We start from the raw sequence: 8,673 nt of genomic DNA, 5'->3' as shown, positions 1-8,673 counted from the left end.
CCATGATCTTTTAAATACTCCATATGCTTTTCGCCGTCAGCAGTAAATTGATGAAATAAAGAGTGGTTTACTCCATCAAATTCTAATGGCTTTATACTAACGAGGTCACATAGCTCTTTATTAAAGGCAGGTGTCGATTTCACCCACTTTCCCTCAATAAACTGCTCTACATAAGCGTGCATTGTAAACACATCATTTTTTAGTAACTTGTCTAACTTAGGTGTACTTAAATGATTACGAACATCTGCCAAACCCAAGCGGGCAGGAATATTAATAGCTCGGCTCAATGCAATTTGTAATGATGCCTTTGGAATACAGTATGCTGCTTTATTGTCTAAGCAATAGTCACTACTAAGTGACTTTGCCCCATCTAAAAGTGTAAAAGGATCATATTTAATTCCATCTCTTACAAGATAATAAATTGAAACGGCCTTAGTGCGATCGTCATGGCCTTTAACATTTTTCAACCAGTTATTTATTTCACTGTGCTTTTGATTAAAATAAGCATCATTTTGTATATACTGCTGCAAACTATTCCCCTTTGTGACTCTGATTTTTATAAATTAAAATATTTAAAATGCATTTAATATGAAACAAAACAACTTTAAAACAATCACTTAAAAATAACCGCTATTTAAAGTAGGTTTTAATGTTACTTTTACAAAGATTAAAATAATATGTCTTCACGGGTACTTTTAACAGTCCGATTGGGCCAAATGAAATTATGAAAAATATAGCAATTATTGCCTACGAGGGATGCTGGGCCGTCAGCGTATTATTAGCTAAAGACTTTTTTACCATTGTTTCGTTACTCGACTCGCATTATTCATTACCACAAAGTTATAACGTAGAAATAGTTACGACAGACGGTGCACCTATAACAAGCTCAAGTAATTCAATTGTTGTTGCCGATAATTCGCTTTCTGACAAACCGTATGATTTAGTAATTATTCCACCAATTGAGGGCTCTAAATTAAAGAGCATGCCCTCTAGCAGTATATTAATAATTGAATGGTTAATACCTAAAATCAATAGTAGTACGTCTATTCTCAGCTTAAGCACTGGTTCTTATTTTTTAGCCGCCACAGGCGAGTTAAATAAAACAGCCATTGCAACTCATTGGAGTTTGGTTAAACCATTGAGCAAACTATTTCCCGACTGCCAGTTTATTAATCATAAATCGTATTTAAAAATGGGAAGTATCTATACAACGGGCTCTTTTGAGGCGGGAATAAGTGTACTACTAGAAATAGTTGCAAAAGACAAAGGCGATCGCTTTTCCCAGCAATGTGCCACACATTTACTTATTTCTGACTCTGGAAAGTTAAATTTTGCATTACCAAAATATAGTAGCCACAGAGACGAAAAAATTAGTGAAGTGCAAGACTGGATTTATAATCACTCAAGCAGCGTAATCACAATCGTTGAGTTAGCAAAATACTTTAATTTTAGTGAGCGCAATTTAAAGAGGCGATTTACGCAAGCAACCGGTATATCTATAAATAGGTACGTGCAAGAAGTGAGAATAGACAAAGCTAAAAAACTGTTACTGTCTACAGATAAAACCGTAAACGAAATATCAATTAACGTAGGCTACGAAAACAGCAGTTTCTTCACCCGCCTATTTAAAAAAAACACAGGGCTAACACCCGCAAAGTGGCGTAAAAATGAATAACAAGTTTTAATTTTATGAGCATTTATGCCCATGTGTCTAAATGCTCAATACCATCGTCATCTTTATTAACGCTTTTTTTCTGGGTTGATGGTTGAGTCTCGTCACTTAAACCGTTTAGTTTTTTCTTTTTCTGTAATTCTCTCTTTTTTTTGTTTTCAAGTTCTACTTTTTCACTCGCCGCGCTACTTTGCACACCTGCAATATGGAATACCCCTTTAGATTCAAGCGACAGCCGCGTTATTTTACCCAAATAAGGGATCATCATATCCATTAATACATCCTTAAAGCCAAAGCCTAGTTATGAGCAAAAATCAACCAGTTGATATAATACAAACTAATGCGGTTACATTTATAGTATCGGCAGTTATAAGATATGCTTTAATTAAGCTTAAAAAACACTTGCCATAGTGATGCATAATATGTTTTTATAATCCCGAAATTCATTAAAACAGATATTTGTTGAGCGTTGCATTAGTAACGAGCAGCACAAAGGAAATAAAATGCGCTTAAACCTGACAACAGTACATCATCACCACCATTCACCGGAATAACCTGTCAGGTCTTTCGCTGAGAGGTTATTCCTAAAAGGAACCTCTGGCGATTCATAACACATTGATTCATTTTCGCCCTGAGGTTCCCCTCGGGGTTTTTAGTTTTTAAATTAAAGGAAAATGAATAATGAGTAACACAAATCGTCTACGTATCGCCATCCAAAAAGGCGGTCGCCTGTCTAAAGATTGTCAAGATTTACTAAAGCAACTAGGTGTTAAATTAAACCTACGTGAGCAACGCTTAATTGCACACTCAACCAATATGCCAATTGACGTACTTCGTGTGCGCGATGACGATATTCCGGGCTTAGTAATGGACGGTGTTTGTGATTTAGGTATTGTTGGCGAAAACGTACTAGTAGAAGTACAAGCCGAACGTGAACGCCAAGGTGTACCAAGCGAAGTTAGCAAACTAGCAAAACTAGATTTTGGTTACTGCCGCCTTGCACTTGCATGGCCACAAGAGCTTGGCCCACGTGATAAAAGCTGGTTTGAAGGCAAACGTATTGCAACAACCTACCCAGAAATATTAACGCAGTGGTTAAAGCGCGAAGGCATTAATGCAAGCACTGTAATGCTTACAGGCTCAGTAGAAGTAGCCCCACGTGCCGGTCTTTCTGATGCAATTTGTGATTTAGTTTCTACCGGTGCAACGCTTGAAGCGAACGGCTTGATTCAAGGTGATACAATTTTAGAATCAAACGCGTGTTTAATTCAAAATAAAGACCTTCAAGATGAAGACAAACTAGCGCTAATCAATAAGCTTATGCCGCGCCTTCGTGGTGTTAAACAGGCTAAAGAAAGCAAATACATTATGCTACACGCGCCAAAAACTAAACTTGATGAAATTTGCGAAATTTTACCAGGCTCTGGCCAACCTACTCTACTTGCACTTGCTGGTAACGAAGAGTACGTAGCGCTTCACATGGTAAGCAGCGAAACATTATTTTGGGAAACAATGGAGCAGCTTAAAGCCCTAGGCGCTAACTCTATTTTAGTAATGCCAATTGAAAAAATGATGGAGTAAGTACCATGCTTCGTTGGAATGAGGAATCTTCACAAGTACAAGCAGCGGCGCTAATGCGCCCTGCGGTTTCTGCCAGCGCAAAGGTTGAAGCTATATGCCAAACAATTATGAGCGATGTGAAAGAGCAAGGCGATAAAGCCTTACTTGATATGGCTAAAAAGTTTGATAATAGAGCTAACCCTCGTTTACGTGTACCGCTTGATGAAATAAACGCATCAGAGCAAGCACTAAGCGCAGAGCTTAAATACGCAATTGACACCGCTTATGCAAACGTTAAACGTTTTCACGAAGCGCAATTGCCTAAAGATATTAAGTTATCAACCCAACCTGGCGTTGTATGTGAACTGAAATATCAGGCCATCGAAGCTGTGGGTATTTATGTACCAGGTGGCAGTGCTCCACTGCCATCATCGGTTATTATGCAAGGTGTACTTGCACAATTAAGTGGTGCTAAAAACGTCGTACTTGCAACCCCTGTGCAAGGTGATGAAAGCATTAACCCTGCGATATTATATGCAGCTAAGTTATGTGGCATTACAACTTTAATTGAAAGTGGTGGCGCAGGTGCAATTGCCGCAATGGCCTACGGCACTGAATCAGTGCCTAAAGTGAACAAAATTTTTGGCCCAGGTAATAGCTTTGTAACGATGGCCAAACAGCTTGTTGCACAAACAATTCCTGGTATGGCAATCGATATGCCAGCAGGCCCTTCTGAAGTACTAGTTATTGCAGATGAGCGTGCAAACCCAGAATTTATAGCGGCAGATTTACTCTCGCAAGCTGAGCACGGCGCAGACTCGCAAGTTATTTTATTGTGTAACAGCGAAAGTATCATTGAGCAAACGCAGCAGGCTCTTACACGTCAGCTTGTTAAATTAAGCCGCAAAGAGACAGCCGAGCAAGCTCTGGCTAATTCATCACTTATTTTAGTGGACTCTGTTGAGCAAGCATTTGACGTATCAGCGCAATATGGCCCTGAGCACTTAATTTTGCAATTAGCAGATTCAACACCTTACTTAGATAAAGTAAAAAATGCAGGCTCGGTATTTGTTGGCGACTACACGCCAGAATCAGCGGGCGATTATGCATCGGGTACTAACCACGTGTTACCTACCTACGGTTACAGTGCAACCTATTCAAGCTTAAACTTGCTTGATTTTTTCCGCACTTACACAGTACAAACTATAAGTAAAAGTGGCCTAACACAGCTGTCAAAAGCTATTTTGCCACTAGCAGATGCAGAAGGCCTTGATGCACACGCAAATGCGGTTTCAATTCGTTTAGAGGCAATTAAAAATGAGCAATAAGAGCGCGCAAGCGACAAGCTTGTTACCACAAAATATTGCAGCCCTTGCTGCCTACAGCTCTGCCAAAAGTGAAAAGCTAACAGGGTCAACGTGGTTAAACGCCAATGAAAGCCCGTACGCTAAAAATATTGAACTGAGTATTGAAGATTTAAATCGCTACCCAGATCCACAGCCGCAACTGGTTATTGACCGCTACGCTGCGTATGCAGAGCTTGAAAGCGAAAACGTATTAATGACGCGCGGCGCCGATGAAGGCATTGAGCTTTTAGTACGTACCTACTGCGAACCTGCAAAAGACAGTATCTCGTTATTTTTGCCAACTTACGGTATGTACAAAGTAACCGCTGATACGCACAACGTTGCAATCAATGGCTTAACCCAAGCGCTATTACTTGATGGCAGTGTTAATGAAATAGTTGAGGCAGTGGGCAGCTCAAAACTGGTGTTTATTTGTAACCCAAATAACCCAACTGGTAGCTTAACCCCCCTTGAAAAAGTAAAAGCACTGGCAACAGCGCTTGCCGGTAAGGCCTTAGTTATTGTTGATGAAGCCTACATTGAGTTTTGCCCTGAGCAAAGTGCTACAGCGCTGATTAACGAATATAGTAATGTAGTGGTACTGCGCACTTTATCTAAAGCGTTTGCGCTTGCAGGGTTAAGAACCGGTTTTACACTTGCACAAGAAAGTGTACTTGCCCCTATTCGTAAAGTGATTGCGCCGTATCCGGTATCGGGTGTGGTAGCAAGTATTGCTGCACAAGCCATAGCGCCTGATGCAATTACATCAATGCGCCGCCAAGTGACTATTTTAAATAGTTTAAAAGCTAAACTTGTACAGTGGTTAAACGAATCCCCAGCTGCATTAAAAATTCTCACTGGTGAAGGTAACTTTGTTACCTTAAAATTAGCCGACAAAAACTACTTTAAAGTAGCACTTGAACAAGGCTTAGTGATGCGCGCGTTTACCCTATACGGTGAAGACGATTGGCTACGTATCTCCATTGGTAATGAGCAAGAACTTGAGCAAGTAAAAATTTGGTTAGATGGCTTACAAACGCCGGCTACCGCAGCATCTTTAGCAGGAAACGAAGTATCATGAGTAACCCCTATTTATTTATAGACCGCGACGGCACTATTATTGAAGAGCCAATCACCGACAAACAGGTAGACAGCCTAGAAAAATTAGCGTTTTTACCTGGTGTTATCCCGGCTTTATTACAGTTACAAGCCGCAGGGTACCGTTTAGTGATGGTATCGAATCAAGATGGCTTAGGCACAGACAGCTTCCCGACTGCTGACTTTGACATAGCACAAGATAAAATGATGGACATAATGCAAAGCCAAGGCATTAGCTTTGACGAGGTATTAATTTGTCCACACTTTGACGAGCAAAACTGTGATTGCCGTAAACCCAAAACAGGTTTATTAACTGAACTTATGCGCTCAGGCAAAGTTGATTTAGCACGTTCATATGTCATTGGCGATCGCCAAACAGATATTGGCCTTGCTCAAAATTTATGTTGTGAAGGCATTTTGTATGATGGCAGCTGGCCTGCCATTGTTACAAAGCTTACAACTGCCAATCGCGAAGGCCGTGTTACGCGTAACACCAAAGAAACCCAAATTGATGTAGCCATAAACCTAGATCAAACTAAAAACGGTAGCATTGAAACAGGCCTTGGCTTTTTTGATCATATGCTTGATCAAATTCGCACCCACGCCAACATTGGTCTAAATATTAAAGCGAAAGGCGATTTACACATAGACGAGCACCACCTTGTTGAAGACATAGGTATTGCCCTAGGTGTTGCGCTTAAACAAGCGCTTGGCACTAAATCGCAAATAGCGCGCTATGGTTTTGCGCTACCTATGGATGAGTGTAAAGCTGAAGCACAAATTGACTTATCGGGGCGCGCTTCGTTTGTATTAAACGCTAATTTTAGCCGCGAAAAAGCAGGCGATTTAGACGTACAAATGGTTGAGCACTTTTTCAAAAGCTTAAGCGATAATGCCGCTATTAGCCTTATTTTATCGGTCAGCGACGGTAACTGTCATCACCAAGTAGAAGGCTTATTTAAAGCGTTTTCACGTGCCCTTCGTATGGCAGTAGCACAAGACACGACCCAACAAACAGCCAGCTCTAAGGGATGTTTATGATTGCCATAATTAATACCGGGTGTGCCAATATAAATTCAGTACGCTTTGCGTTTGAACGCTTAGGTCAAACGCCAACAGTCATTACCTCACCAGAGCAATTAGCTGGTTTTGAGCGTGCAATATTACCAGGCGTTGGACATGCATCTGTTGCCATGAAACGCCTTGTAGATAACGGCTGGCAACAAGCTATAAACGAATACCAGCGCCCACTTATGGGAATTTGCTTAGGTATGCAGTTACTGTGCGAAAGCACCGAAGAAGGTAACGTACAATGCTTAGGTAAAATACCAGGCCAAGTAAAAGCCCTTGATGTTGGCAATTTAACATCGCCGCATATGGGTTGGAATAACTTAAGCGTAAATAAAGAGCATGCACTTACCAAAGGCTTAACACAAGACGAGCAAGTGTACTTTGTACATAGCTTTGCGCACACCGTAAACGATGCAACACTTGTAAGCGGCGAATACGGCCAAACCTTTTCAGCCATTGTTGCAAAAGACAACTACGCTGGCATGCAGTTTCACCCAGAGCGCAGTGCAAAAGTAGGCACACGTTTATTACAAAATTTTGTTGATTGGCAGTTATAAACGGCCCATTAACCAACAATAAAGAGATTATTTGTGATTATTCCAGCATTAGACGTATTACAAAATCAAATTGTTCGTTTATACCAAGGTAAGTACGACACCGCTCAGTTTTATCCTTTTGAGCTTGGTGCACGTTTAAAAGAATACGCCGACAGCGGCGCAGGTAAATTGCACCTTGTAGATTTAGAAGGCGCACGCGATCCAAGTAAAAAACAGTGGCAACATATTCAAGCTGCAACTAAAGCGCTTAATGTACCGTACCAAGTGGGCGGCGGTATTCGCTCAGAGCAAGATGTAAGCGATTGGCTAAAAGCCGGTGCTAACCAAGTTGTTATTGGTTCTATGGCAGTAGAAAAACGCGAGCAAGTAAAAGCCTGGATTGAACAATTTGGCGCCGAGCACTTTGTTATTGCCCTTGATGTAAATAAAACAGCCACGGGCTGGGCACCTGCTACCCATGGTTGGTTAAGTGAATCTGAGTTTGGTTTACTTGAGCTTGTAGATTTTTATGTAAGCTTGGGCGTTATTGACTTTTTATGTACGGACATCAGTAAAGATGGCACCATGACTGGCCCATCGTTTGAGCTTTACGAAGATTTAACTCGCCATAACAGCAGCATTAAAGTACAAGCTTCGGGTGGCGTAAGTTCACTTGATGACATTAAAAAGCTTAAAGAGCTGGGCGTAGGTGGCGTTATTTTAGGTAAGTCACTACTTGATGGCGCATTTAGTGTTGAGGAGGCGTTGGCATGTTATCAAAACGCATAATCCCGTGTTTAGATGTAAAAGACGGCCAAGTAGTAAAAGGCGTTAAATTTAAAGGCCACGAAATAGTGGGCGATATTTTAACAATGGCAAAAGCATACAGCGATGCCGGCGCCGATGAACTGGTTTTTTATGAAATCAGCGCAAGTGTTGAAAAACGCCTACTTGATGTAAATTGGGTAGAGAGCATTGCCCGCCACATCGATATTCCATTTTGTGTGGCTGGCGGTATTAAATCGGTAGCCGATGCAGCACGTGTACTAGAGCGTGGCGCTGACAAAATAAGTATTAACAGCCCTGCTATTGCCCGCCCTGAGCTTATAAAAGAGCTACACGATGAATTTGGTAAGCAATGTGTTGTTGTAGGTATTGATAGCTTTTACGATGAAGTGACCGGCGAGTATTTAGTGTATCAATTAACCGGCGATCCTAATGCATCAAGCCGTACACGTTACAAAACCGAGGAATGGGTTAAACGCGTACAAGACTTAGGCGCAGGCGAAATTGTTTTAAACTGTATGAACCAAGATGGCGTACGTAACGGTTACGACAATGAGCAGCTAAGTAAAATGCGCGCATTATGTAATATTCCTTTAATCGCATC

The 8,673-nt window shown here is 41.1% G+C and carries 10 protein-coding genes; 8 read left to right on the top strand and 2 right to left on the bottom strand.

The features are described from left to right. The coding region (locus tag BCG07_RS08825; RefSeq protein WP_286889862.1) for a transglutaminase-like domain-containing protein at nucleotides 1–530 on the bottom strand (530 nt) is incomplete at its 3' end. A 194-nt stretch (nucleotides 531–724) separates the two neighbouring features. Here BCG07_RS08825 and BCG07_RS08820 point away from each other — a divergent pair. After that, a complete protein-coding gene (locus BCG07_RS08820) occupies nucleotides 725–1,675 on the top strand; it encodes a GlxA family transcriptional regulator (RefSeq protein WP_286889861.1) in 951 nt (316 codons plus the stop codon). 22 nt (nucleotides 1,676–1,697) lie between these two features. On the opposite strand, the gene BCG07_RS08815 is transcribed toward BCG07_RS08820, so the two are convergent. Beyond that, nucleotides 1,698–1,946, bottom strand: a complete 249-nt coding sequence (locus BCG07_RS08815) for a hypothetical protein (RefSeq protein WP_286889859.1) — start codon at nucleotides 1,944–1,946, stop codon at nucleotides 1,698–1,700. A 407-nt stretch (nucleotides 1,947–2,353) separates the two neighbouring features. On the opposite strand from BCG07_RS08815, the gene hisG reads away from it, so the two are divergent. The 7 genes from hisG to hisF form a co-directional block, all read left to right on the top strand. Then, a complete protein-coding gene (gene hisG, locus BCG07_RS08810; RefSeq protein WP_004586378.1) occupies nucleotides 2,354–3,253 on the top strand; it encodes an ATP phosphoribosyltransferase in 900 nt (299 codons plus the stop codon). A gap of 5 nt (nucleotides 3,254–3,258) precedes the next feature. Beyond that, a complete protein-coding gene (gene hisD / locus BCG07_RS08805) occupies nucleotides 3,259–4,560 on the top strand; it encodes a histidinol dehydrogenase (protein WP_286889857.1) in 1,302 nt (433 codons plus the stop codon). Continuing rightward, complete coding sequence (gene hisC / locus BCG07_RS08800) at nucleotides 4,550–5,659, top strand: histidinol-phosphate transaminase (protein ID WP_286889856.1); 1,110 nt, start codon at nucleotides 4,550–4,552, stop codon at nucleotides 5,657–5,659. The genes hisD and hisC overlap by 11 nt, the downstream gene beginning before the upstream one ends. After that, nucleotides 5,656–6,717 (top strand): bifunctional histidinol-phosphatase/imidazoleglycerol-phosphate dehydratase HisB, encoded by a 1,062-nt coding sequence (hisB, locus tag BCG07_RS08795; RefSeq protein ID WP_006793446.1) that lies wholly within the window; start codon nucleotides 5,656–5,658, stop codon nucleotides 6,715–6,717. The genes hisC and hisB overlap by 4 nt, the downstream gene beginning before the upstream one ends. Continuing rightward, nucleotides 6,714–7,304: an imidazole glycerol phosphate synthase subunit HisH gene (gene hisH / locus BCG07_RS08790; RefSeq protein ID WP_004586382.1), complete on the top strand. Its 591-nt coding sequence runs from the start codon at nucleotides 6,714–6,716 to the stop codon at nucleotides 7,302–7,304. Before hisB ends, hisH begins: the two co-directional genes overlap by 4 nt. A 33-nt stretch (nucleotides 7,305–7,337) precedes the next feature. Then, the gene (locus tag BCG07_RS08785) at nucleotides 7,338–8,072 is read left to right on the top strand and encodes a 1-(5-phosphoribosyl)-5-[(5-phosphoribosylamino)methylideneamino] imidazole-4-carboxamide isomerase (RefSeq protein ID WP_004586383.1); all 735 of its coding nucleotides are present in this window, start codon (nucleotides 7,338–7,340) and stop codon (nucleotides 8,070–8,072) included. Further along, the coding region (gene hisF / locus BCG07_RS08780; protein ID WP_286889853.1) for an imidazole glycerol phosphate synthase subunit HisF at nucleotides 8,054–8,673 on the top strand (620 nt) is incomplete at its 3' end. The genes BCG07_RS08785 and hisF, both read left to right, overlap by 19 nt.

Origin of the sequence: Pseudoalteromonas sp. ESRF-bin5, from assembly GCF_002632075.1 — a bacterium.
Classification (GTDB): domain Bacteria; phylum Pseudomonadota; class Gammaproteobacteria; order Enterobacterales; family Alteromonadaceae; genus Pseudoalteromonas; species Pseudoalteromonas marina.
Note: the sequence above shows the minus strand (reverse complement) of the source record. Positions and strands in the feature narration are given on the sequence as shown.

What these genes read in the sequence shown, in the direction of transcription:
- BCG07_RS08820 (WP_286889861.1), top strand. Translation starts at nt 725, where the DNA reads ATGAAAAATATAGCAATTATTGCCTACGAGGGATGCTGGGCCGTCAGC.
- BCG07_RS08815 (WP_286889859.1), bottom strand. Translation starts at nt 1,946, where the DNA reads ATGGATATGATGATCCCTTATTTGGGTAAAATAACGCGGCTGTCGCTT.
- hisG (WP_004586378.1), top strand. Translation starts at nt 2,354, where the DNA reads ATGAGTAACACAAATCGTCTACGTATCGCCATCCAAAAAGGCGGTCGC.
- hisD (WP_286889857.1), top strand. Translation starts at nt 3,259, where the DNA reads ATGCTTCGTTGGAATGAGGAATCTTCACAAGTACAAGCAGCGGCGCTA.
- hisC (WP_286889856.1), top strand. Translation starts at nt 4,550, where the DNA reads ATGAGCAATAAGAGCGCGCAAGCGACAAGCTTGTTACCACAAAATATT.
- hisB (WP_006793446.1), top strand. Translation starts at nt 5,656, where the DNA reads ATGAGTAACCCCTATTTATTTATAGACCGCGACGGCACTATTATTGAA.
- hisH (WP_004586382.1), top strand. Translation starts at nt 6,714, where the DNA reads ATGATTGCCATAATTAATACCGGGTGTGCCAATATAAATTCAGTACGC.